Origin of the sequence: Arthrobacter sp. ov118 (assembly GCF_900116495.1) — a bacterium.
In the GTDB taxonomy this organism is placed as follows: Bacteria; Actinomycetota; Actinomycetes; order Actinomycetales; family Micrococcaceae; genus Arthrobacter.
In genome coordinates, this window is sequence record NZ_FPAY01000002.1 from 191,600 (window position 1) to 216,331 (window position 24,732).

The 24,732-nt window shown below is 66.3% G+C and carries 17 protein-coding genes and 2 tRNA genes; 15 read left to right on the plus strand and 4 right to left on the minus strand.

Annotation, left to right across the window (positions count from 1 at the left end; genetic code table 11):
* Positions 1-101 precede the first annotated feature (101 nt).
* Positions 102-175: transfer RNA gene (locus BM372_RS06315), tRNA-Gly, on the minus strand.
* A 131-nt stretch (positions 176-306) separates the two neighbouring features.
* Here BM372_RS06315 and BM372_RS06320 point away from each other — a divergent pair.
* The 7 genes from BM372_RS06320 to BM372_RS06350 all read left to right on the plus strand — a co-directional run bounded on the left by BM372_RS06320 (position 307) and on the right by BM372_RS06350 (position 7,825).
* Positions 307-381 (plus strand) — tRNA-Pro (locus BM372_RS06320).
* Positions 382-448: 67 nt separating this feature from the next.
* Entirely contained in the window at positions 449-1,846 is a 1,398-nt protein-coding gene (tig, locus tag BM372_RS06325) for a trigger factor (RefSeq protein ID WP_090953300.1), read from the plus strand.
* Positions 1,847-2,106: 260 nt separating this feature from the next.
* Positions 2,107-2,727: an ATP-dependent Clp protease proteolytic subunit gene (locus tag BM372_RS06330; protein ID WP_090953301.1), complete on the plus strand. Its 621-nt coding sequence runs from the start codon at positions 2,107-2,109 to the stop codon at positions 2,725-2,727.
* A gap of 38 nt (positions 2,728-2,765) precedes the next feature.
* Entirely contained in the window at positions 2,766-3,425 is a 660-nt protein-coding gene (locus tag BM372_RS06335) for an ATP-dependent Clp protease proteolytic subunit (RefSeq protein ID WP_090953754.1), read from the plus strand.
* Positions 3,426-3,556: 131 nt separating this feature from the next.
* Entirely contained in the window at positions 3,557-4,846 is a 1,290-nt protein-coding gene (gene clpX, locus BM372_RS06340; protein ID WP_090953303.1) for an ATP-dependent Clp protease ATP-binding subunit ClpX, read from the plus strand.
* 101 nt (positions 4,847-4,947) lie between these two features.
* Complete coding sequence (locus tag BM372_RS06345) at positions 4,948-5,565, plus strand: mycothiol-dependent nitroreductase Rv2466c family protein (protein WP_090953305.1); 618 nt, start codon at positions 4,948-4,950, stop codon at positions 5,563-5,565.
* A gap of 361 nt (positions 5,566-5,926) precedes the next feature.
* The gene (locus BM372_RS06350) at positions 5,927-7,825 is read left to right on the plus strand and encodes a glycoside hydrolase family 15 protein (protein WP_090953307.1); all 1,899 of its coding nucleotides are present in this window, start codon (positions 5,927-5,929) and stop codon (positions 7,823-7,825) included.
* Between the two features lie 46 nt (positions 7,826-7,871).
* On the opposite strand, the gene valS is transcribed toward BM372_RS06350, so the two are convergent.
* Positions 7,872-10,478 (minus strand): valine--tRNA ligase, encoded by a 2,607-nt coding sequence (valS, locus tag BM372_RS06355; protein ID WP_090953309.1) that lies wholly within the window; start codon positions 10,476-10,478, stop codon positions 7,872-7,874.
* A gap of 50 nt (positions 10,479-10,528) precedes the next feature.
* Between valS and BM372_RS06360 the strand changes: the two genes are divergently transcribed.
* Both BM372_RS06360 and BM372_RS06365 read left to right on the plus strand, forming a co-directional pair.
* Entirely contained in the window at positions 10,529-10,909 is a 381-nt protein-coding gene (locus tag BM372_RS06360; RefSeq protein WP_090953311.1) for a DUF488 domain-containing protein, read from the plus strand.
* 27 nt (positions 10,910-10,936) lie between these two features.
* Positions 10,937-11,710 carry an SDR family oxidoreductase gene (locus BM372_RS06365; protein ID WP_090953313.1) on the plus strand — a complete coding sequence of 258 codons (774 nt, stop codon included), beginning with the start codon at positions 10,937-10,939 and terminating at the stop codon, positions 11,708-11,710.
* A gap of 26 nt (positions 11,711-11,736) precedes the next feature.
* On the opposite strand, the gene BM372_RS06370 is transcribed toward BM372_RS06365, so the two are convergent.
* Positions 11,737-12,783, minus strand: a complete 1,047-nt coding sequence (locus tag BM372_RS06370) for an endonuclease/exonuclease/phosphatase family protein (protein WP_090953315.1) — start codon at positions 12,781-12,783, stop codon at positions 11,737-11,739.
* Positions 12,784-12,964: 181 nt separating this feature from the next.
* Here BM372_RS06370 and BM372_RS06375 point away from each other — a divergent pair, with 181 nt between their 5' ends.
* The 5 genes from BM372_RS06375 (at position 12,965) to ndk (ending at position 20,104) form a co-directional block, all read left to right on the plus strand.
* Positions 12,965-14,047, plus strand: coding sequence for a glycerophosphodiester phosphodiesterase family protein (locus BM372_RS06375; RefSeq protein WP_090953317.1), 1,083 nt, complete (start codon positions 12,965-12,967; stop codon positions 14,045-14,047).
* Positions 14,048-14,446: 399 nt separating this feature from the next.
* On the plus strand, positions 14,447-17,797 hold the full coding sequence (ileS, locus tag BM372_RS06380) for an isoleucine--tRNA ligase (protein ID WP_090953320.1): 3,351 nt from the start codon (positions 14,447-14,449) through the stop codon (positions 17,795-17,797).
* 3 nt (positions 17,798-17,800) lie between these two features.
* Positions 17,801-19,159, plus strand: coding sequence for a bifunctional folylpolyglutamate synthase/dihydrofolate synthase (locus BM372_RS06385; RefSeq protein ID WP_090953322.1), 1,359 nt, complete (start codon positions 17,801-17,803; stop codon positions 19,157-19,159).
* A 3-nt stretch (positions 19,160-19,162) separates the two neighbouring features.
* A complete protein-coding gene (locus tag BM372_RS06390) occupies positions 19,163-19,639 on the plus strand; it encodes a DUF4233 domain-containing protein (RefSeq protein WP_090953324.1) in 477 nt (158 codons plus the stop codon).
* 51 nt (positions 19,640-19,690) lie between these two features.
* On the plus strand, positions 19,691-20,104 hold the full coding sequence (gene ndk, locus BM372_RS06395) for a nucleoside-diphosphate kinase (RefSeq protein WP_090953326.1): 414 nt from the start codon (positions 19,691-19,693) through the stop codon (positions 20,102-20,104).
* A gap of 97 nt (positions 20,105-20,201) precedes the next feature.
* On the opposite strand, the gene BM372_RS06400 is transcribed toward ndk, so the two are convergent.
* A complete protein-coding gene (locus BM372_RS06400; RefSeq protein WP_090953328.1) occupies positions 20,202-20,873 on the minus strand; it encodes a vitamin K epoxide reductase family protein in 672 nt (223 codons plus the stop codon).
* A gap of 482 nt (positions 20,874-21,355) precedes the next feature.
* On the opposite strand from BM372_RS06400, the gene BM372_RS06405 reads away from it, so the two are divergent.
* Entirely contained in the window at positions 21,356-24,712 is a 3,357-nt protein-coding gene (locus BM372_RS06405; protein ID WP_090953330.1) for an Rne/Rng family ribonuclease, read from the plus strand.
* Positions 24,713-24,732: the final 20 nt, after the last annotated feature.

Genomic DNA, 24,732 nt, shown 5'->3' on the forward strand with positions numbered 1-24,732 from the left:
GCAGAACCAGCACACCTGACCGGAGGGAAAGAGTACACGGAAAGAGAACAGAGAAGGGAACACAAAAAAGGCCCCTCCGGAGAGGGGCCTTTTTGATTCCGTGGAGGGGACGACGGGAATCGAACCCGCGTAATCAGTTTGGAAGACTGAGGCTTTACCATTAAGCTACGTCCCCGGGATGATGCTGGAAATCCAGCAAAACTTCCGGGCGGCTGTTCAAGCCGGATACAACTAAACCTAATGCAGGGCCCCGGTGTCAAATGTGCAAATCGGCGCAGTATGACCGTAGACTGTTCTGTGCACTTACGGGGTGTAGCTCAGCTTGGCTAGAGCGCCTGCTTTGGGAGCAGGAAGTCGCAGGTTCAAATCCTGTCACCCCGACTCTGCAAGCACTGTCAGCACGTGGCACCGCAGAACCCCATTCCCCCACACCAGGAGTACTTAGACTGTGAAGAGCGCTGTCGAGAACCTCACCCCCACGCGGGTCAAGCTCAATGTTGAGGTCCCCTTCGAGGAACTGAAGCCCAGCATCGCAGAGGCATACAAGACTGTTGCTTCCCAGATCCAGGTCCCCGGTTTCCGCAAGGGCAAGGTCCCCTCCAAGCTCATCGACCAGCGCGTTGGCCGCGGCTACGTCCTGGAGACGGCCATCAACGAAGGCCTCAACGGCTGGTACCAGGCTGCCGTGCAGGAAACCGGCATCCGTCCCCTGAGCCGTCCCGAGGTCGAGATCACCGAAGTTCCCGACCCGTCCGCCACCGACGGCGAGCTCAAGTTCCACGCCGAGGTCGACGTCCGCCCCGAGATCGAGCTGCCCGAATACGCCGGCATCAAGGTTGAGGTTGCAGCCGCCGAGTCCTCCGACGCCGACGTCGACAAGGCCCTGGACGAGCTCCGCGGCCGCTTCGGCACCCTGAAGAGTGTGGACCGCCCGGCCGCCGATGGCGACTTCCTGACCATCGACATCGCCGCCACCATCGACGGCGCCGAGGTGGACTCCGCCTCCGGCCTGTCCTACCAGGTGGGCGCAGGCACCATGCTTGAAGGCCTCGACGAGGCCGTCACCGGCCTCAGCGCCGACGAGGACGCCATCTTCGACACCACCCTGGTGGGCGGCGAGCACGCCGGCGAGTCGGCTCAGGTCAAGGTGACGGTCAAAGCCGTCAAGGAGCGCGAACTCCCGGTTGCCGACGACGACTTCGCCCAGCTCGCCAGCGAGTTCGACACGCTCGCCGAACTCCGCGAGGACCTCGCCAAGCAGGCCGCCGACTCCAAGGTTGTCGAGCAGGGCGTCGAGGCCCGCGACAAGGTCCTGGACAAGCTCGTTGAGCTCGTCGCCGTTCCTGTCCCGGAATCGATCGTTGAAGAGCAGCTCGAGCAGCACTTCAACGCCGAGAACGCCCACGGTGAAGGCGAACACGACACCGAGGAGCACCGCGCCGAGGTCAAGGCCAACACCGAGCGCGCCTTCCAGAACGAGATCATCCTTGACGCCATCGCCGAAAAGGAAGAAGTCAACGTCAGCCAGAACGAGCTGATCGACTACATCGTCACCACCGCCAGCCAGTACGGCATGGACCCGAACCAGTTCGCCCAGATCATTGACCAGAGTGGCCAGGTGCCCATGATGGTTTCCGAGGTCCGCCGCCGCAAGGCGCTGGCCGTCGTCCTGGGCCAGGCCGAGGTCACCGACTCCGAGGGCAACAAGGTTGACCTGAGTGACTTCGTCCGCCCCGGCGACGAGGCTGCTCCGGACGCCGCTGAGCCCGTCGAGGAAGGCGCTTCCGAGGAAGCGGCAACCGCCGAGACCGTGCCGAGCGATGACCCCGCAGCAGTGAAGTTCTAGCCTTACCGCTCGCTTCTGGCAGTACCGCTGACGGCCCCCGGATCACCGATCCGGGGGCCGTTTGTTTTAACGCCTGACGGACCCCGGCCCGCGGCGTCCGGGCAATCGTGCGCCGTCAGCGAACAGCCCCGCGCCAGCGAACAAACGGGCCGGGAAAACGGTTAGTGTCCATGTAGGAAAGTTCAGTGATGTTGAACAGTAACGTCACCGTCGCCAGCGAGAGGTAAGTACATATGTCACAGCACGCAGGGGCACCCCGGATGGCCACGGTCGATCCGGCAGCCCAGGATAACTACATTTACAACCGCCTGCTGAAAGAGCGCATCATCTGGCTCGGCTCCGAGGTCCGCGACGAGAACGCCAACGCGATCTGCTCGCAGCTGCTGCTGCTTTCGGCGGAGAACCCTGAAAAGGACATCTACCTCTACATCAACTCGCCCGGCGGCTCCGTGACCGCCGGTATGGCCATCTATGACACCATGCAGTTCATCCCGAACGATGTTGTCACCGTGGCAACCGGCCTGGCCGCCTCCATGGGCCAGTTCCTGCTCTCCTCAGGCACCAAGGGCAAGCGCTACGCAACCCCCAACGCCCGCATCCTCATGCACCAGCCCTCCGGCGGCATCGGCGGAACGGCGTCGGACATCAAGATCCAGGCCGAGCTGATCCTGCACATGAAGAAGGTCATGGCCGACCTCACCGCCCACCAGACCGGGCAGACCGTGGAGACCATCCTCAAGGACAACGACCGTGACAAGTGGTTCACGGCCACGGAAGCCCTGGAATACGGCTTCTTCGACAAGATTGCCGCCCACGCGGGATCCGTGGCCGGTGGCGGCGGCACGAACGCCAACGGCAACGGCTCCCCTTCCGCGAACTGACCGGCAGGTAGCAAGAAATGACTTCAGGAGCAATGAACATGAACTACAACTTCGGATCGACTGCCGGGAACCTGCCGAGCAGCCGCTACGTCCTGCCCCAGTTCGAAGAGCGCACGCCCTACGGCTTCAAGCGCCAGGACCCGTACACCAAACTGTTCGAGGACCGCATCATCTTCCTGGGTGTCCAGGTCGACGACGCCTCGGCCGATGACATCATGGCGCAGCTTCTGGTGCTCGAGTCCACCGACCCGGACCGCGACATCACCCTCTACATCAACTCGCCCGGCGGCTCCTTCACCGCCATGACCGCGATCTACGACACCATGACGTACATCCGGCCCGAGATCCAGACCGTCTGCCTGGGCCAGGCGGCCAGCGCCGCCGCCGTGCTGCTCGCCGCCGGCACGCCCGGCAAGCGGCTGGCCCTGCCGAACGCCCGGGTCCTGATCCACCAGCCCTCGCTCTCCGGCGGCCAGGGCGGCCAGGCGTCCGACCTGGAGATCCAGGCCGCAGAAGTCATGCGCATGCGCTCCTGGCTCGAGGACACACTGGCCAAGCATTCCGGACGGACGCCGGAGCAGGTCAACAACGACATCGAGCGGGACAAGATCCTCACCGCGGCCGAGGCCATGAATTACGGCCTCATTGACCAGGTCCTGGATTCGCGCAAGATCAAGCCCCAGGCAATCGCCCGCTAATCAGTAATCCGCGACGCCGGTGCGGCACTATCAAATGGCCGCACCGGCGTTCGCATTCCACCTAACGGGCCCAAAGTGACCTAGAGTGGAACATGTCACAGCCAGCAGCAAGCTACTAAAGGGGTTCACACATGGCTCGGATTGGCGAGAGCACTGATCTGCTGAAGTGTTCTTTCTGCGGAAAGAGCCAGAAGCAGGTTCGCAAGCTCATTGCCGGGCCCGGCGTTTACATCTGCGACGAGTGCATCGAACTCTGCAACGAGATCATCGAAGAGGAACTCGCGGAAGTAGCCGACCTGGGCAGTTTCGAACTGCCAAAGCCCCGCGAAATCTTTGATTTCCTGCAGGAGTACGTGATCGGGCAGGAACCCGCCAAGCGCTCGCTCGCCGTCGCGGTGTACAACCACTACAAGCGGATCCAGGCCGGCCACGCGCCGAAGAGCGGAAGCCTTGCCGACGGCGGCCACCACGACGACGTCGAGATCGCCAAGTCCAACATCCTCCTGATCGGCCCCACCGGCTGCGGCAAGACGTACCTGGCCCAAACCCTGGCGCGCCGGCTCAACGTCCCGTTCGCGGTGGCCGACGCCACGGCGCTGACCGAGGCCGGCTATGTCGGCGAGGACGTAGAGAACATCCTCCTCAAGCTCATCCAGGCCGCCGACTATGACGTCAAGAAGGCCGAGCAGGGCATCATCTACATCGATGAAATCGACAAGATCTCACGCAAGAGCGAGAACCCGTCCATCACCCGGGACGTCTCCGGCGAGGGCGTGCAACAGGCGCTCCTGAAGATCCTCGAGGGGACCGTCGCCTCCGTCCCGCCACAGGGTGGACGCAAGCACCCGCACCAGGAATTCATCCAGATTGACACCACGAACGTGCTGTTCATCGTGGCCGGCGCCTTCGCGGGACTCGAAGACATCATCGGCTCGCGCTCCGGACGCAAGGGCATCGGCTTTGGCGCCCCGCTCAACGAGGTCAAGAACACCACGGATTCCTACGGCGAAGTCATGCCGGAGGACCTGCTCAAGTTCGGCCTGATCCCCGAATTCATCGGCCGGCTTCCCGTGATCACCACCGTCTCGAACCTTGACCGCGCAGCGCTGATCCAGATCCTGTCCACGCCAAAGAATGCCCTCGTCAAGCAGTACCAGAAGATGTTCCAGCTCGACGGCGTCGAACTGCTCTTCGACGACGACGCGTTGAACATGATCGCCGACCAGGCACTCGAACGCGGCACGGGTGCCCGCGGGCTGCGCGCCATCATGGAGGAAGTGCTGCTTCCGGTCATGTTCGACCTCCCCAGCCGCGAAGATATCGCCAGCGTCGTGATCACTGCCGATGTGGTGGCCAAGAAGTCGGCGCCCACAATGATCGCCCACGACGTCGTCGCCAAGCGCCGGAATAAATCAGCTTAGTTTCCCGCTGAATCCTATGTGTGTGCCACGGGCGCGCCGAGACCTCACGGGTTCAATGCGCCCTGACGCTGTGCCCTGACGACTTCCCTAAGGAGACTCCTGTGCCTGAAACTGCTTCCAACAAGGCCGATTTCTGGTTCGACCCGCTGTGCCCCTTCGCCTGGGTGACCTCCCGCTGGATCGGCGAAGTGGAAGAAGTCCGCGACATCAAGACCGACTGGCACGTCATGAGCCTGGCCGTGCTGAACGAGGGCCGCGAGGAGCTGCCCGAGAACTACAAGGAGCTCATGAAGAAGGCGTGGGCACCGGTCCGCGTCATCGTCGCCGCCGCGGAACAGCACGGCGCCGAGTACATCAAGCCTCTCTACGACTCCATGGGAACGAAGATCCACAACGAGGGCATCAAGGACTTCGACGAGGTCATCGCTAAGTCCCTGGCCGAGGCGGGACTGCCGACCGAGCTTGCCGCGGCAGGCAAATCGGAGGAATTCGATGCCCAACTGCGGGCCAGCCACGACGCCGGCATCTCGCTGGTGGGCCAGGACGTCGGCACGCCGGTGGTCGCCTTCAACGGCACCGCCTTCTTCGGCCCGGTCCTGACCCGCATCCCGCGCGGCGAGGAGGCCGGACGCATCTGGGACGCCACCGTCACGCTGGCATCCTTCCCGTACTTCTTCGAAATCAAGCGCAGCCGGACCGAGAGCCCCGTTTTCGACTGAGTCCTGTCTCGGGCTGAGCCGCTGCCGGCACCCCCAGAGGGCCGGGAAGAATTACTGGCATGTAGTTCTTCCCGGCCTCTTGTGTGTGCCGCGGCCGCGGAGAACAATGGGACTTACCCACTTCGAGAGAAGCGGGACGCAGGAACCAAAGATTCAGTGACACTCATCTGACGCAGCCTTCGGCAAAGTCAGATGATGGCTACCGGTGACGAGGTAGGAAGACCTGAAAGTCTGAGGATCCCGCCAGATTATCTAAGACGTCACGTGATAATCGAAAAAGTCGAAGCCCCACCAACGGCTAAACGCTGATGGGGCTTCCCCTTTGCCCAAAAACGCGGGGTGCCAAAGGCGGGTGGTTCAAGTGGCGAGTGAGCCCATCGCGAACTACGCGCTACTCTCGGACTGCCGTTCCGCCGCCCTCGTCAGTATCTCCGGCTCCGTTGACTGGCTTTGCTTCCCGCGCTTCGACAGTCCCTCGGCGTTCGCCCAGCTTCTGGGCGCGGAGGCCGGACACTGGGCCGTCCGGCCGCTGGGGGAGTCCTCCGTCACCCGCCGCTACGTCGAGTCGACCATGGTGCTCGAAACGGTGCACACCCAGCCAGGGGGTGTCGCCGTCGTCACTGATGCGCTGGTCCTGGGCGACGGCAGGCGGGGCCATGACCTCGGCGCGGACGTGCCTGGCACGCTCGTGCGCCAGGTGCACTGCAGCTCGGGCGAGGTGGAAATTGAGGTCGTTTTCGCGCCCCGGCCCGGATACGCGGAGGTCCCGCCGCAGCTGGTTGCCGACACCGAGCGGCTCCTGGTCCTGCATGCCGACGACAGCGCGTCCCGGGGCGGCACGCTCCAGGACGCCAGCGAGGTGCTGGTCCTCTCGACGCCCGGGCCGCTGGACGTCGAGGGGCATGTCGCACGGGGCCGCTTCCGGCTTCAGGCAGGGGAGCGGATCGGCTTCGCCCTGCAGCACCGGGACCCCACCCGCGACGCGCCGGCGCCCTGGACCCAGGACGAAATCAGCCGCCGCCTGGACGATACCCGGCAGGGCTGGGCCAGCTGGTCCGCGCTGCACCAGAGTTACCAGGGGCCGTGGCAGGACCTGGTCGGCGTGAGCGGACGCGTTCTGCAGGCCCTCACGTTCTACCCGACCGGTGCAATCGTGGCCGCTGCCACCACGTCGTTGCCGGAGGTTGCCGGCGGGGTGCGGAACTGGGACTACCGGTACACGTGGGTGCGGGATGCGAGCATGACTCTGCAAGCACTCTGGGTGGCTGCCTGCCCGGACGAGGCCGGCCGGTTCTTCGGATTTTTGGCCGCGGCCGCCACGGCGGCGGCCAGCCGGCCCGGCAACGGGTCAGAGCTGCAGATCATGTTCGGCGTCGGCGGGGAACTGGACTTGACCGAGCGAGTGCTGGCCCACCTGCCGGGCTGGCGGGGGAGTGCGCCGGTCCGGATCGGCAACGGGGCCTGGAACCAGCGCCAGCTGGACGTTTACGGCGAACTGCTCGACGCCGCCGCGACACTGCCGGAATTCCTCGTGGACACCGAGCCCGGCACCAAGCTGTTCCTGGTACGGGCCGCGGACATCGCCGCCGCGCAGTGGCAGGCCCCGGACCAGGGCATCTGGGAGAGCCGCGGCGCGCCGCGACACTATCTGCATTCAAAACTGATGTGCTGGGTCGCCCTGGACCGTGCCGTCGCCCTCGCACCCCTGCTGCAGGCCGAAGCGAAGGTGCCGCAGTGGAAGGCCGAGCGCGAACGGGTGGCGGGCTCGATCCGGGAGCACGGCTGGAACGCGGCGGCCGGAGCCTACACGCAGGCGTACGGATCCGAGGACCTCGACGCTTCCGCTCTGCTGCTGACCATCGTGGGTTTCCTGCCGGCCAATGACCCCGGAATGCTGGCCACGATCGAGGCGATCGAGGCACGCCTCACGGACCAACGGGGCCTGGTCTACCGCTACCGGAGCGCCGACGGGTTCACCGGAGAGGAAGGCTCCTTCCTGTTGTGCACGTTTTGGCTTGCCCACGCCCTGGCCTTGGCCGGCCTGACGTCCCGGGCACGGGAAGTCTTCGAGCGGGCGGCGGTCTTCGCCAACGACCTCGGCCTTCTGGCCGAGGAAGTGGCCCCGGACTCCGGTGAGCTGCTGGGGAACTTCCCGCAGGCCTTCAGCCACATCGGGCTGGTCAACGCGGCGTGGGCCATCAGTGCCGCGGAAGAGAACGAGCGCGGAGGCCAGGATCAGCTCGGGCCCCGTCCGGGGTAGACCGGACGGGGCCCGAGCGGGCAGTTCCTTACGCGTCGGCGGCCGTTTACGCTTCTGCGGGCGCCAGGACGACGTCGTTCACGCTCAGTTCGCCGTCGCCGGCGACCAGCGAGAGTTCACGTGCGTTGGACGCCGCCTTAAGGTCGGCCAGGCCGGCCTTCAGCTGCGTGATGACCGCTTCCGGGGCCGCGATGGCAGCGGACAGCACCTCGGTGCGCTGCTTGACCTTGGCCTCGGACTTGGCCTTGCGGATCCCGCTCAGCGCGGTCCCCACGGTGGCCAGCAGGGTGGTGTCGCCGTCGACCTCCACGGCGGACGGCCACGGCGCGCGGTGCACCGAACCGGACCGCCACCAGCTCCAGACTTCCTCCGTGGCGAAGGGCAGGAACGGGGCGAAGAGCCGCAGCAGCGTGTCAAGGCTCGTCGCCAGGGCGGCGAGCACGGAAGCCTGCTGCTCCTCGCCGGCAGCCCCGTAGGCACGGTCCTTGATCAGCTCGACGTAGTCATCGGTGAAGTTCCAGAAGAAGCTCTCGGTGATCTGCAGCGCCCGGGCGTAGTCGTAGTTCTCGAACGCCTTCGTGGCCTGCTGGACGACGTCGGCGAGCTGGGCCAGGACAGCCCGGTCCAAGGGGTTGATCAATACCGAGAGGTCGCCGGAAACGACCGAATCCTCGGTGGCGCCCAGGTTCAGGACGAACTTGGAGGCGTTGAGCAGCTTGATGGCCAGGCGGCGGCCGATCTTCATCTGCGCGATCTCGTAGGCGGTGTCCGCGCCGAGCCGGGCCGAGGCCGCCCAGTAGCGCACGGCGTCGGAACCGTACTCTTCCAGCACGTCCGTGGGAACAATCACGTTGCCCTTGGACTTGGACATCTTCTTCCGGTCCGGGTCCAGGATCCAGCCGGAAATGGCCGCGTGCTTCCACGGCGCGGTCTTTTGCAGCGCGTCGGCGCGGACGGCGGAGGAGAAGAGCCAGGTCCGGATGATGTCGTGCCCCTGCGGGCGCACGTCGAAGGGGTAGACCTTGGCGAAGAGCGCCTCGTCGGTGCTCCAGCCGCCTACGATCTGAGGGGTCAGCGAGGACGTGGCCCAGGTGTCCAGGACATCCGCGTCGCCGGTAAAGCCGCCCGGCACATCGCGCTGGGCTTCTTCGTAACCGGGCGCGGCGTCGGCGGCCGGATCCACGGGGAGCTGGGCGTCCGTGGGCAGGATCGGGGCGTCGTAGTCGGGGTTTCCGTCGGCGTCCAGGGGGTACCAGACCGGCACGGGCACGCCGAAGAAGCGCTGGCGGGACACCAGCCAGTCGCCGTTGAGCCCGGAGATCCAGTTCTCATAGCGCGAGCGCATGAAGGACGGGTGGAACTCGATGTCGTTGCCCCGGCCGATCAGCCGTTCGCGGCGGTCTTCGTCCCGGCCGCCGTTGCGGATGTACCACTGGCGCGAGGTGACGACCTCGAGGGGCTTGTCGCCCTTCTCAAAGAAGTTCACCGGGTGCATGATCTTCTTCGGCTCGCCGTCGAGCAGGTCCCCGGAAGCCAAAAGCTCCACTACAGCTTCCTTGGCACTAAAAACGGTCTTGCCGGCGATAGCCGCGAAGCTGGCGCGGCCCTCCTCGGTGGTGATCCATTCCGGGGTCTCACCGATGATGCGGCCGTCGCGGCCGACGATTGCGCGCGTCGGCAGCTGCAGTTCGCGCCACCAGGTGACGTCGGTCAGGTCACCGAAGGTGCAGACCATGGCGATGCCTGAACCCTTGTCCGCCTTCGCGAGCGGGTGGGCCTTGACCTCAACCTCGACGCCGAACAGGGGAGAGGTGACCTTCTTGCCGAACAGCGGCTGGTAGCGCTCGTCGTCGGGGTTTGCCACGAGCGCGGCACAGGCGGCCAGCAGTTCGGGCCGGGTGGTCTCGATGAAGATCTTCTCGCCCTCGGCGGTGAAGAAGGGGTAGCGGTAGTAGGCGCCGGCGACTTCGCGGTCCTCCAGCTCGGCTTGGGCCACCGCGGTGCGGAACGTGACGTCCCACAGGGTGGGGGCCTCGGCCATGTAGGCGTCCCCGGCGCTCAGGTTGGCCAGGAAGGCGCGCTGGGAGATCGCGCGGGATTTGTCATCAATGGTCCGGTAGGTCAGGTTCCAGTCCACGGACAGGCCAAGGGTCTGGAACAGGTGCTCGAAGACCTTCTCATCCTCGACCGCGAGCTCTTCGCACAGCTCGATGAAGTTCCGGCGGGAGATGACGTCGAAGTCGCGCTGGTTCTTGGCCGGCTCGGCCGGGGGACGGTATCCGGCGTCGTAGGCGATCGACGGATCGCAGCGCACGCCGTAATAGTTCTGCACGCGGCGCTCGGTGGGCAGGCCGTTGTCGTCCCAGCCCATGGGGTAGAAGACGTTCTTTCCGGTCATGCGCTGGTAGCGGGCCAGGACGTCGGTCTGCGTGTAGGAGAACATGTGCCCGACGTGCAGGGATCCCGACGCGGTGGGCGGGGGAGTGTCGATCGAGTAGACCTGCTCCCGGGTGGTGTCCGGGTTGAACTTGTAGGTCCCTTCGTCAAGCCAGCGCTGCGTGAGGGCGGCTTCCAGCCCCTCGAGGGCGGGCTTGTCCGGAACGTTGATGGGGGCGGTGGTGGGCGTGTCTGTACCCTGTTTGTCTTCAGCCATGGGTCAATTCTTCCACGGCACGCAGTACCGACCTGCAGTAGCATGCGCAAATGGACAATTCTGGGGAAAGTTCGGCCGGAAACTTCACGATCAAGCGCGTCTACGACGACCCGTCCGACGACGACGGCTGCCGGGTTCTGGTCGACCGGCTCTGGCCGCGGGGGGTCAGCAAGGAACGGGCCCAGCTGGAGCTCTGGCTCAAGGAGGTGGCACCGTCCGCACCACTGCGCCAGGAGTTTGCGCACATGCAGGAGCGGTTCGCGGACTTCCGGGCGGCGTACGAAGCGGAGCTGGAAAGCAACCCGGAGGTGCAGACACTTCATCGACTGGCGGCGGAGCACGGAAAAGTGACCCTACTGTTCGGCGCGCGTGACCCGGAGACGAACCACGCCCGGGTACTGCAGGAGTTCCTGCAGCGCCGCGGGAAATGAGTCCGGCGTTGCCGTTACTGTGGTGCCATGACTGAGGAAATCGAGAACAACCCAACAGCAGCCAAGGCAGCGGTAGTCACCGGCGCCAGCACCGGAATCGGCGAAGCCACCGTGCGGGCGCTCCGGAAGGAAGGCTGGACGGTGTTCGCCGTCGCCCGCCGGGCCGAGCGGCTCGAGGCGCTTGCCGCCGAAACCGGTGCCGTTGCCCTCCCCGCCGATGTGGCCGACGACGCCGACGTGGCACGGCTGCTCGACGAAGTGACCCGGGCAGGCGGCATCGACACACTGATCAACATCGCGGGCGGGGCCCGCGGTGCGGACAAGGTTGCCGAGGCCAAGACCGAGGACTGGGAGTGGATGTACCAGGTCAACGTGCTGGGCAGCATGAAGCTGATCCGCGCGTTCCTGCCCATGCTGCGGGCCTGCGGCGAGGGCACGGTGCTGAACCTGACCTCGACCGCCGGGCTCGCGGCGTATGAAGGCGGCGGCGGGTACAACGCGGCCAAGTTCGCCCAGCACGGCCTGACGGGCGCGTTGAGGCTCGAAGAGGCCGAGCACAACGTGCGGGTGATCGAGGTGGCCCCCGGCATGGTCTTTACCGAAGAGTTCGCGCTGAACCGCCTCGGCGACCAGGACGCAGCCGCCAAGGTCTATGCCGGGGTCGCGAAGCCGCTCACCGCCGAGGACGTCGCAGACGTGGTCCGCTACGCCGTCGCAGCCCCGCACCACGTCAACTTGGATGAGATCGTGATTCGCCCGGTGGCCCAGGCCTCCAACTTCAAGGTGATCCGCGAAGGCTAGCCGGATCCTCTCGTTGTCCCCGGCCGCTAACCCTCCACCGGAATGCTGAGGGTCGCCAGAATGGCCGCGTGATCGGTTCCCGGCACCGGATGGACCGAGTAAGCGCCGCCACTGATCTCCGGGTTCGTGAGGATGTGGTCGATCACGATTCCGGGCAGGGGCAGTCCGTCCATCGGCCAAGTGGGGATCAGCCGCGATCCGGCAGCAACGCCAACGTCCACCGTCGGCCTTCCGCCGGCTCCGGCCAGGAGCTGGCGGAACTCCGCGTGATCGTAGGTGGCGTTGAAGTCACCGATCAGGACCACGTTCCCGGGGCGTGCCGCCACCTTGCCGAGCGCTGCAAGATCCTGCCGCCACTGCACAACTCCGGCATCCACCGGCGGTTTCGCATGCACGATTGTCACCTCGAGGGAGGTTTGGCCAGCGGAATCGCCCGCAGAATCCCCCGCCGAATGAAGGTCCAGCCGGACCATCGGCATCAGGAACTGCGAATCCGGCACGGCACCGGTGAGCCTGAGGGGGTGCAGGGAGTAGACCGCGGCGCCGGAGGCGCGGCCGTCCGGGCGGCTGATCCGGTTCGGCAGGAGGCTGGCGAGCCCCTCGGCCGCCAGCCGGTCCTCCAGAGCGGGGGTGTATTCCTCAACGGCAAGGAGCCCGATGCCGTTGTCCCGCACCAGCCGGACGATTTCGGCCGCATCCGCCCGGCCAAGCTGTGCATTGATGTTCATCACCTTCAGCTCCACGCGTCGGGTGTCGGCGGCCTGGGTCGGGCGGGCGTGGCCCAGCGGGAAGAGCCAGAACAGCTGCAGGGCGAGCAGCGACGCCGTTGTGGCGAGCAGCCAGGCGCGCCGGCTCAACGCCGCACACGCCAGCCCGACGGCAGCGGGTAGCACCAGCCAGGGGGTGAAGGACAGCAGTTGCACCACAGGCCTTGGCCACGCGACCTGAACGGCCCGAAAGACGGACACCGCGGCCACCGGTGTCGCGGCCAGCACGGTCGCGACGAACCACACCCGGGAAGGGCGCCGAGGGCGCGGCGACCGCGCAGCGCGGCCGATGGTTGGTCCTGCCATGCTCCAGAGTCTAAGCCGGGAAGACCGTGAAGTGACCGTGGCCGGCGGCGGAGTTTCGGTCGCCGCCGCCTGACGTTCACCTCTGCGTGGCCCGGCGGTCAGGCCACGGTAGCCCGGTATTGGCCGTGGCGGGGCACGGTGGCTGGTGCAACTGCACACCACCAGAGTGGAGACCTTCCCCATGCGAACCCCGATGAAGCTGGGCGCTGCCGTACTCAGCGCAGCCCTGCTGCTCACCACCTCTACCCAAGCCCAGGCGGCGGACACCAACGCCAGCGCCAATGGCGGGGCCAACCGCAATCATTTCGACCTCCAAGCCCACCGCGGCGGCATCGGCCTCACCGTCGAGTCCACGTTGGCGTCCTTTGCCAAGGGGATCGAGACCGGCGTATCAACTCTCGAGCTTGACCTCCAGATCACCAAGGACGGCCGCGAAGTCATCACCCATGACCGCAAGATCAGCGGCACGAAGTGTCTCGACACCGCTCCTGTCACTCCGAATGACCCCCAGTTTCCGTACGTCGGCAAGTACATCAAGGACCTGACGTTCGCCCAGGTCCGCACTCTGGACTGCGGTTCGCTCACCCAGCCGCAGTTCCCCGGACAGCAGGCGTCGCCGGGCGCCACGATGCCCACGCTGGCCGAGGTCTTCGCGCTCGCCGACTCCTACCGCGCCAGCCAGGTGAAGTTCAGTATCGAAACCAAGGTGGAAGCCGGCGCCCCGCAGGAAACCGCCCCGCGGGAGCAGTTCGTGGATGTCGCGCTGCGCGAGATCAACGCAGCGCACGTGCAGAGCCGGGTCTCGATTGAGAGTTTCGACTGGGGCTCGCTGCGCCTGGTCCAGGAGCGCCAGCCGCAGATCCCCACCGTGGCCCTGACCAATAAGGACTTCCTGCAGGTCGGCCAGCCCGGAAAGTCGCCCTGGCTCGGCGGAATCGACGCCGACGATTTCGGCGGCGACCTTGTCGCGGCCGCAGCCTCCCTCGGCTTCAAAGCCATCTCCCCGGTCCACGGCACCCCGCAGAACGGCACCGTGACGGACGCAAACTACGTCCCGTACGTCACGGCGGACATGGTGCGCCGGGCGCACGCGGCCCGGATGCAGGTCATCCCGTGGACCGTCGATGACAAGCCCACCGTGCGCGCGCTCATCGGCATGGGCGTGGACGGCCTGATCACCGACTACCCGAACGAGCTCCGCGACGTCATGGCCGAGTCCGGCATGAAGCTGCCGCAGAGCTTCCAGCTGCAGCCCGGACACTGACCCCCGACGCTGACCTCCGGCACAGCCGGCGGGGTGTTCCGCAGGTTACCGGGCTTTACGAACCCCCGTCCGTAAAGTCCGGTAACATCGTGGTAGCAGCTTTGACCCGGCCATCACCGGTGAGCTTCCGGAAGAACGCTTAGGCAGCGCAACTGCGCGTGCCGCGGCCAGTAGAACCGGACGGGTAAGCCCGTCACAGCAGTAATGAGCGGCCGACGCCGGTGCAGCCCCTTTCTCGAAAGGTGCGGACCGGTGGCGGTAAGTGAGGTGGTACCGCGGTGCCGGTGTTGTCGAAAGACAGTTGTTGTCAAAAGACAGTTGTTATCAAAGACAGTGCAGGGGCCGTCCTCGCATCCTGAATGAATACACGTGTTCACTAGCTCAACCCAGGATGTCGAGATGACTTATTACCCCAAGGCCTCCGCCGCAGGCGCCGGCTCCACCACCTCTGCTTCCAACGCAGCTTCCAACGCCGCAGGCGTGCCGGCCTCCGTGAAGTTCCCGGAGATCGAAGAGCGCATCCTCAAGTACTGGGACCAGGACGGCACCTTCCAGGCCAGCATCGACCAGCGCGATGCTGGTCAAGACGGCAGCAACGAATTCGTCTTCTATGACGGCCCGCCGTTCGCCAACGGCCTGCCGCACTACGGCCACCTCCTGACCGGCTACGCCAAAGACCTTGTGGGCCGCTACCAGACCCAGCGCGGACGCCGGGTGGAGCGCCGGTTCGGCTGGGACACCCATGGCCTGCCCGCCGAGCTGGAAGCCATGAAACAACTGGGCATGACGGACAAGACCCAGATCGAGGCCATGGGCATCGACAAGTTCAACGACGCCTGCCGTGCCTCGGTCATGAAGTACGCCGACGAGTGGAAGAGCTACGTCACCCGCCAGGCGCGCTGGGTGGACTTCGAGAACGACTACAAGACACTGAATGTCGAGTACATGGAGTCCGTGCTGTGGGCCTTCAAGCAGCTGCACGAAAAGGGCCTGACCTACAACGGCTACCGCGTGCTGCCGTACTGCTGGAAGGACGAGACGCCGCTGTCCAACCATGAGCTGCGCATGGACGACGACGTCTACAAGAACCGCCAGGACCAGACCGTCACTGTCACGTTCCCCATCACGGCAGGGGAGTCGGAGCTGTCCAGGCAGCTCGCCGGGGTGCAGGCGCTCGCCTGGACCACGACGCCGTGGACGCTGCCCACCAACCTGGCTCTCGCCGTCGGGCCTTCCATCAGCTACGCCGTCCTGCCGGCCGGACCGCACGGCATCAAGGCTGCCGCGGCCGATGCCCCCGTCGCCGGGAGCTTCCTGCTCGCCGCCGACCTCCTGGGGACCTACGCCAAGGACCTCGGCTACGGCGACGGCGCCGAGGGCGCCGCCGCCGCCGAGGCCGCCGTCACCTCCCGCCACACCGGGGCAGAACTCGCGGGGCTGGCCTACGAGCCGCTTTGGGACTACTTCCACGACACCGAAAAGTACGGCACCGAGAACGCCTGGCGCTTCCTCGTGGCCGACTATGTCACCACGACTGACGGCACCGGCATCGTCCACCAGGCCCCTGCCTACGGTGAAGACGACCAGAAAGTCTGTGAAGAGGCCGGCATTCCGGTGGTCCTTTCCGTCGACGAGGGGGCAAAGTTCCTGGCGCTGTTCAGCCATGGGCCGCTGGCCGGAATCGCCGGCGTACAGGTCTTCGAGGCCAACAAGACCATCACCCAGGTGCTCCGCGGCCAGGGCAGGCTGGTCCGCCAGGCCAGCTACGAGCACAGCTACCCGCACTGCTGGCGCTGCCGCAACCCGCTGATCTACCGCGCCGTGTCCTCCTGGTACGTCGAGGTCACCAAGTTCAAAGACCGCATGTCCGAGCTCAACCAGGAAATCAACTGGATCCCCGGCAACGTCAAGGACGGCCAGTTCGGCAAGTGGCTGGCCAACGCCCGCGACTGGTCCATCAGCCGCAACCGCTACTGGGGCAGCCCCATCCCGGTCTGGCAGTCGACGGATCCGGACTACCCGCGCACCGATGTCTACGGCTCGCTGGCCGAGATCGAGGCAGACTTCGGCCGCCTGCCGCTGAACAATGACGGCCAGGTGGACCTGCACCGGCCGTTCATCGACGAGCTCACCCGCCCGAACCCGGACGACCCCCGCACCCCGGAAGAAGGACAGTCCGTCATGCGCCGCGTCGAGGACGTCCTGGACGTCTGGTTCGACTCCGGCTCCATGCCTTACGGCCAGGTCCACTACCCGTTCCAGAACGAGCAATGGTTCGACACGCACAACCCGGCTGACTTCATCGTCGAGTACATCGGCCAGACCCGCGGCTGGTTCTACATGCTGCACATCCTCTCCACCGCGCTGTTCGACCGGCCGGCCTTCCGCAACGTCATCAGCCACGGCATCGTGCTGGGCTCCGACGGGCAAAAGATGTCCAAGAGCCTGCGCAACTACCCGGACGTCTCCGAGGTCCTGGACCGCGACGGCTCCGACGCCATGCGCTGGTTCCTGATGTCCAGCCCGATCCTGCGCGGCGGCAACCTCGTTGTCACCGAGCAGGGCATCCGCGACGGCGTCCGCCAGGTCATCCTGCCGCTATGGAACGTGTACAGCTTCTTCACGCTGTACACGAACGCAGCGGCTGGCGGGAACGGGTACGACGCGAAGCTGCGCTACGACGGCTACGCCGACACCTTGGACCAGTACCTGATGGCCAACACCGGGGACCTCGTCCGGAACATGACCGCCCAGCTGGACAGCTACGACATCTCCGGTGCCTGCGACGAACTGCGCGGCTACCTGGACATGCTGACCAACTGGTATGTCCGGCGCAGCCGCCAGCGCTTCTTCGACGAGAACGTCGACGCCTTCGACGCCCTCTACACGGCGCTGGAAACCGTCTGCCGTGTCGCGGCCTCGCTGCTGCCCCTGGTGTCCGAGGAGATCTGGCGCGGCCTCACCGGCGGCCGCTCCGTGCACCTGGCCGACTGGCCGGACGCCGGGCTGTTCCCGGCCAACCCGGACCTGGTCGAGGCGATGGACCGGGTCCAGCAGATCTGCTCCACCGGATCCTCGCTGCGCAAGGCCGCGAACCTCCGGGTGCGCCTGCCGCTGCAGGAACTTACCGTCGTGGCACCCGGGGCGGGCGCGCTGGAAGGCTTTGCCGCCGTCGTCGCCGATGAACTGAACCTGCGCTCGGTCCGCCTGCTCGACGCCGAGAGCGCCTCCCCGGAGGAGTTCGGCATCGAGCAGAAGCTCGTGGTGAACGCCCGGGCCGCCGGCCCCCGCCTGGGCAAGAACGTCCAGCAGGCCATCAAGGGCTCCAAGTCCGGCGACTGGTCGGTCAGCGAAGAGGGCGTGGTCACCGCCGGCGGCCTCGAGCTCGAACCGCAGGAATACACGCTGGAAACCGTTGCGGCCGAAAGTGCCGAAGGCGCGGGACCGCGTGCGGCCGCCGTGCTGCCCGGCGGCGGGTTCGTGGTGCTCAACACCGAAGTCACCCCGGAGCTGGAGGCCGAGGGGATGGCGCGCGACATGGTCCGCGCCATCCAGCAGGCCCGCAAGGACGCCGGACTCAACGTCAGCGACCGGATCAGCACCTCCGTGACGGCCAAACCGGACGTCGTCGAAGCCCTGCTGGCCAACGCGGAGCTGGTCAAGACCGAAACCCTGACCATCGAGCTGGAAACCCTTGCGGCAGACGTCAGGGAACCGCAGGTCAGTGTTGCCAAGAAAGCAGGGGCCTAAGCCATGACTGACGAATTCTCCGTAGAAAGCGTCTACGCCGAACTTCTGGGCCGGGCACCGGAAAACAAGATGGAGCCGCGGCTCGCCCCGCTGCACCGTGCCATGGAAATCCTGGGGGAGCCGAACAAGGCGTTCCCGATCATTCACGTCACCGGCACCAACGGCAAGACCTCCACGGCCCGGATGATCGAGGCCGGGCTGCGGGCCCACGGCCTGAGCACCGGCCGGTACACGAGCCCGCACCTGTCCAAGGTCACCGAACGGATCAGCATCGACGGCGCCCCGGTGCCGGATGAGACCTTCGTCCGGATCTGGGACGAGATCCGGCCCTACCTGCAGATCGTGGACGGCGAACTCGAAGAAGCTGGCCAGCCCCGGCTGACCTACTTCGAGTGCCTGACCATCCTGGGCTTCGCGGTCTTCGCGGACCAGCCCGTCAACGTCGCCGTCATCGAAGTGGGCCTGGGCGGCATCACCGACGCCACAAACGTCGGTGACGGCCAGGTGTCCGTGGTCACCCCGATCTCCCTGGACCACACGGAACTGCTGGGCGACACCACCGGCGACATCGCCTACGAGAAGGCCGGCATCATCAAGCCCGGCGGCTTCCTCATCAGCGCCGCGCAGCCGGTCGACGCAGCCCAAGTCCTGTTGGAGAAGGCCAATGAAGTCAACGTGCCGTTCCGCTTCGAGGGAGTGGAGTTCGGCGTGGAATCCCGCACCGTCGCCGTGGGCGGGCAGATGGTCACCATCCGGGGCATCGCCGGCCGCTACGAGGACCTGCTGGTGCCGCTGCACGGCGCACACCAGGCCGAGAACGCCGCCGTCGCGATTGCCGCGCTGGAAGCGTTCTTCGGCGGGGAAAGGGCGATCGACGCCGAGATCCTGCAGGAGGCGTTCGCCTCCGTCACTTCGCCGGGCCGTCTCGAGGTGGTCCGCACCTCGCCAACGATCCTCGTGGACGCCGCCCACAACCCGGCAGGCATCCGGGTGTCCGCCGAGGCCATCCACGAGGCCTTCAACTTCACCAAACTCGTGGTGGTGGTCGGCGTGCTGCGGGAAAAGGACGCCGAGGAGATCCTCCGCCAGCTCCAGGAATCCCTGGGCGGCCTCGCCACCGAGTACTGCTTCACGCAGTCCAACTCGCCCCGGGCCGTGCCGGCGGAGGACCTTGCCGAGCTCGCGGTGGACCTCGGGTTTGGCGAGGACAATATCCATGTCACCGAGAGGCTCGATGACGCGATCGAATGGGCCGTCGAACGCGCGGAAGCCGATGACGAACTCGCCGGCGGGGTCCTGGTGACCGGTTCCATCACGCTCGTCGCCGATGCCCGGATCCTGCTCGGAAAGGCGGACGCGTAAGCGATGGCCAAACTCACCAAAGCCCAGCGCGAATGGCGCCCGGGCATGCCCAAAAAGCGTCGTTCCACAAAGATCATGTTCGCCTCCACGGTCCTGCTGCTAGAAGCGTTTGTGGTGCTCTTCGGCACGCTGGTCGTCTTCGGGCTGCACCGGAACGAGTATCCTGCGGCCCTCATCTTCTCGGTCGGAATCGGGCTATGCCTCGTGTTCATATTCACGTGCGCAGTCCTCTCGAAACCGTGGGGCGTGGCCCTGGGCTGGATCCTGCAGCTGGTCCTGATCCTGAGCGGCATCCTGGAACCGGCCATGTACGTCGTCGGCGCCCTCTTCGCCGTGGCCTGGTGGTACGGCATCCGCACCGGCATCCGCCTGGACCGCGAAGCGGCCCAGCGGGAGCGCGAGCAGGCGGAATGGGAAGCGGCCCACCCCGCCGGCAGCGGGCCGGACCAAACCCCCGGCACCGGCGCCCGGAACGCGTAGCCCAAACCCGTAGACTTGACCCGAACCCCACCCCCACACATTGGAGCAGCTGTGAGCATTGAGCGCACCCTCGTCCTGATCAAGCCCGACGGCGTCGCCCGCAACCTGTCCGGCGCCATCCTCAGCCGGATCGAAGCCAAGGGCTACACCCTGGCCGAGCTCAAGAAAGTCGATGCCAGCCGTGAGCTGCTGGAGCAGCATTACGAGGAGCACGTCGGCAAGCCGTTTTACGAGCCGCTGGTTGAATTCATGCTCAGCGGCCCCGTTGTCGCCGCGATCTTCGAGGGACACCGCGTGATCGAGGGCTTCCGCACCCTCGCCGGCACCACGGACCCGACGACGGCGGCCCCCGGCACCATCCGCGGTGACTTCGGCCGCGACTGGGGCCTGGCCGTGCAGCAGAACCTGGTCCACGGCTCGGATTCAGTGGAGTCCGCCGAGCGCGAGATCAAGATCTGGTTCTAGGAAGTCCCTGACACTTTCCTCACCGAGGTGACAGTTAAGGCCAATGTTCAACTCGAACATTGGCCTTAACTGTCACCCGGCGGCGTTTGGGAGCGCTTTAGTAGCCGGACGTCCCGACGAAGACCTGGATGAAGGCGAAGAAGATCGTGGCGATGACGGCCACGTACAGCAGGGCCGTAATGATCCAACCGGCGTCGCCGATGACTTTGGCGGGTCCGGCGGGAAGCGGGATCACGCCGTGGGAGATGTTGCGGACGGTTACCCACACAAACATCGGGATCATAACGGCCCAGACCACCATGCAGAACGGGCACAGGATATGGATGGCGTACAGGGCCTGGGACCAAAGCCAGACGACGAACACGAAGCCCAGCGTCACGCCCGCCTGAAGGCCCAGCCAGTACCACCGGGCAAACTTGCCGCCGGCCAGGATGCCCATGGCCGTGGTGATGATCACCGCGAACGCGACAATGCCGATGAACATGTTCGGGAAGCCGAACACGGAGCTTTGCGGTGTCTGCATGACCTGCCCGCAGGAGATCCATGGGTTCACGTCACAGACCGTGACATGGTTCGGGTCCTTCAGGACCTCCAGCTTTTCCAGGACAAGAGTTCCGGACGCGAGCCAACCGATGATGCCGGTGATCAGCAGGAGCCAGGCGAACGGGCGTTCGCGGGTCATCAGGGGGAGGGACTGGTCCGCGGGAGCCGGACCGGAACCCGGCCGGCGCACAGTCGCGTCGCCGGCAGTGCTGGAGATGCTAGGCATGGAATATGAGTCCTTTTTGGGTCGTGTGCTTCTGGCCCGATTGTAACGCCGCAGACTGAACGGCAGCCGAGGATCGGCCCCCGGCCTCCCCGATGGCCTCCCCGCCGGTATCTGCCGCGGCATCTCCAGCCTTGCCTACGCCAGCTTTGACGGCTCCTGTGAGACAATGATCGTGGCTGGAACCCGATCCACATCCGGATTCCGGTCCGGCGATTTTGTTTCAAGACCGCCAATGATGAGCAGGGAGCTGCGGATCCTCTGGTTCCAGCTGTCCCGCCGCCATTGGACGGCACCTGGCTGTGGCGTAGAGGTCAACGGGTTCAAGACAATCTCGCCGGCCCTCCAGGGCTGCCGCACCCCACTGCCGGTGCGAACCTGAGGGTATCCAATTGACTTCTGTCAATGCCTGCGGGTGTTGACGCATATTTGCCCCATCGGGCGCCGGATGTGGCGGCGAATCGGGGGCAGGAGTGTCGCCACATATGGATAATGATCAGGTTGTAGCCGGCAACGAAGAGCTAGTTGTTACCGAAGGCGCAGCAGAAGCTGCAGAAGCAGAGGCTCCGGTAGCGCCGAAGAGGGCCGTTCGGACCCGTCGCAAGACGCCCGTTCCAAAGGTATCCGCCGCCGCGGCAGCAGAGGCCGTGGCGGAAGCCGCTGCCCTCGCCGAAGCGGACGGCTCCGATGAGCCCGTCACCGAAAGCCAGGCAGCCGGAGACGCCGCGGTCCCCGAAGCCAAGGCCAAGGCACCCGCACGCCGTACCCGTGCCCGCAAGTCCATTGCGGCACCGGAGCCCTCGCCTGCCTTCGCCGAAGACGAAATAGCGGCCGCGGCCGCAGAAGGAGTAGCGGCCGCCGATGCTGCAGAAGCTCCGGCAGCGGCCGCTGAGCCGGCCGCCGAGCCGCCCGTCGCCGAGAAGCCGGTCCGTCGCCGGGCCAGCCGGGCCAAGGCGGCCCCGAAAGCGGACGAGGTTCCCGCGGTAGCGGCAATCCCCGCCGAAGTTGCGGCAGTCGAAGCGGCAGCCGTCGAAGAAGTGCCCGCCGAAGAAGTGGCAGCCACTGAAGAAACCGCCGCCGCCGGAGACGCGTCAGTTGCTGCACAGACCGCAACGCCGGACGCCGCCCAGCCCGCACAGGCGCAGGCCGGAGAACCCGAAACCAAGCCGGAAAACCGGGCCGCGTCGCTCTTCCTGGAACCCGGTGCCCTCACCTCCGTCATCTTCCAGGCCCCCGACCTCAGTACGGTGGTGCGTTCGGCACCCGCCGCAGCACCGACGGAACCGGATGTCGAAGAGGGTGAGGAAGACGAGGACGCCGGTAGCCGCCGTCGCCGCCGCAGCCGCGGTCGGCGTGGGCGCAGCCGCACGGGTGCCGAGTCGGACACGGACGTGGAAGGCGCCGACGAAGAGGGCGACGAAGCTCCGGAAGAGGTGCTCGAAGACGGAGTGACCTCGCGCCGCCGTCGCCGCCGCCGCCGTGGCGACCAGGACCTGGAACTGACCGGCGGGGGAGACGATGACCCGCCCAACACGGTCACCCGTGTACGCGCGCCCCGGGCGATCAGCGAAGCCCCGGTCAACAACCGCGTCACCTCCGTCAAGGGTTCCACCCGCCTCGAAGCCAAGAAGCAGCGCCGCCGCGAGTCCCGCGACACCGGCCGCCGCCGCACCGTCATCACCGAAGCAGAGTTCCTGGCCCGCCGCGAATCCGTCGACCGGCAGATGATCGTCCGCCAGCGCGACGACAGAATCCAGATCGGCGTCCTTGAAGACGGCGTCCTGGCCGAGCACTTCGTTTCAAAGACCCAGCAGGACTCTCTGATCGGCAATGTCTACCTGGGCAAGGTCCAGAACGTGCTGCCCTCCATGGAGGCCGCCTTCGTTGACATCGGACGCGGCCGCAACGCCGTCCTCTACGCCGGCGAAGTGAACTGGGACGCGGTCAACCTCGAAGGCAAGCAGCGCCGGATCGAGAACGCGCTCAAATCCGGCGACTCCGTGCTGGTCCAGGTCACGAAGGACCCGGTCGGCCACAAGGGCGCCCGCCTCACCAGCCAGATCTCGCTGCCCGGACGCTACCTCGTGTACGTGCCCGGCGGTTCCATGACCGGCATCTCCCGCAAGCTGCCCGACGTCGAACGCAACCGCCTTAAGCGGATCCTCAAGGACCGCCTGCCCGAAGACGCAGGCGTCATTGTCCGCACCGCCGCCGAAGGCGCGTCCGAGGAGGAACTGACTCACGACATCAACCGCCTGCGCGCACAGTGGGAAGGCATCGAGAGCCAGTCGACATCCACAAAGATCCTCGCCCCGGAGCTGCTCTATGGCGAACCGGACCTGACCATCAAGGTGGTCCGCGACGTCTTCAACGAGGACTTCTCCAAGCTGATAGTTTCCGGAGAGGAAGCCTGGGACACCATCGAGGCCTACGTCACCTACGTGGCACCGGACCTCGTGGGCCGGCTCGAGAAGTGGACCAAGGACACGGACATCTTCGCTGCCTGGCGCATCGACGAGCAGATCCACAAGGCCCTGGACCGGAAGGTTTTCCTGCCCTCCGGTGGTTCCCTCGTGATCGACCGCACCGAAGCCATGACAGTGGTGGACGTCAATACGGGCAAGTTCACCGGCTCCGGCGGCAACCTCGAGGAAACCGTCACCAAGAACAACCTCGAAGCGGCCGAGGAAGTCGTCCGGCAGCTTCGCCTGCGCGATATCGGCGGCATCATCGTGATCGACTTCATCGACATGGTGCTCGAATCCAACCGTGACCTCGTGCTGCGCCGCATGGTGGAGTGCCTGGGCCGGGACCGCACCAAGCACCAGGTGGCCGAGGTGACCTCGCTGGGCCTGGTCCAGATGACCCGCAAGCGGATGGGCACCGGACTGCTGGAAGTCTTCGGCGAGCAGTGTGAAGCCTGTGCGGGCCGCGGAATTGTCACCCACGACGAACCCGTCGAGCACCGTCGTGCCAACACCGTCGCGGCCGAGCACTACGTGCCGCGCACTGAGGCACAGCCGGCTGCCCGGACCGAACGCAAGAGCCGCCGCCGCGGCAGGGGAGGCCAGGGCCCGGAGTCCGTGCCCTCGGCACCGGCCGCCGTCCATCCCGAGCCGAGCGAGGCCGAGCGCCACGCCAAGGCTGAAGCCACCCGTGCCGCACTGGCGAACATCGCTGCCGCGGCGCACGCCGCCCATCTGCACGACGGCGAGGCTGCCACTGCCAGCGACGCCGGGGTCCGCCAGGCCGCAGCCGACGCCGTCGAAGCTGTCGCCCAGCTCGCGGCCACCGAGGAAGCAGCCGGCCGTCCCGCGGCTGTCCTGACCTTTGGCGGCGAGCAGGTGGCCATTCCGTTCGTCGAGCACGCCGAGGAGGACGCGCCGGCACCGGCACTGACCCTGGATCTGCTGGCCGAAGCGTTCGCCAACCTGGGCGAGACCGAGGCCCGCGCGCAGGACGATGTCCGCACCCCGGATGCCACCCGCGCTCAGGGTGAGAGTCAGGGTCTGGCGCAGGGACAGGCGCAGGGACAGGCAGCCGCCGCGCCGCAGACGCCGGCATCCGGTGCTGCCGGATCACCCGCAGCGGTCCGTGCTGAGGTTCCTGGTTCCCCGGCGGCCGACGCTGCGACGTCCCGTGGCCGCCGTGGGCGCCGCAACCGGAGCGCCAGCCGCGCCCAGGGGGCAGCCAACGAGACCTCCGTGGAGCATCGCGAGCCCACCGCCCCGGCGGCGGCCGGGTCGGTTCACGAGGCTAAAGCCCCGGCCGCGCCTGCCGCTGTTCCGGCCGGCAACGAGCCGATCATCCTCGGCGTTGGGGTGCCGGCATCGGAGCTTTAGTCCTCCAAAGGCTAAATGCC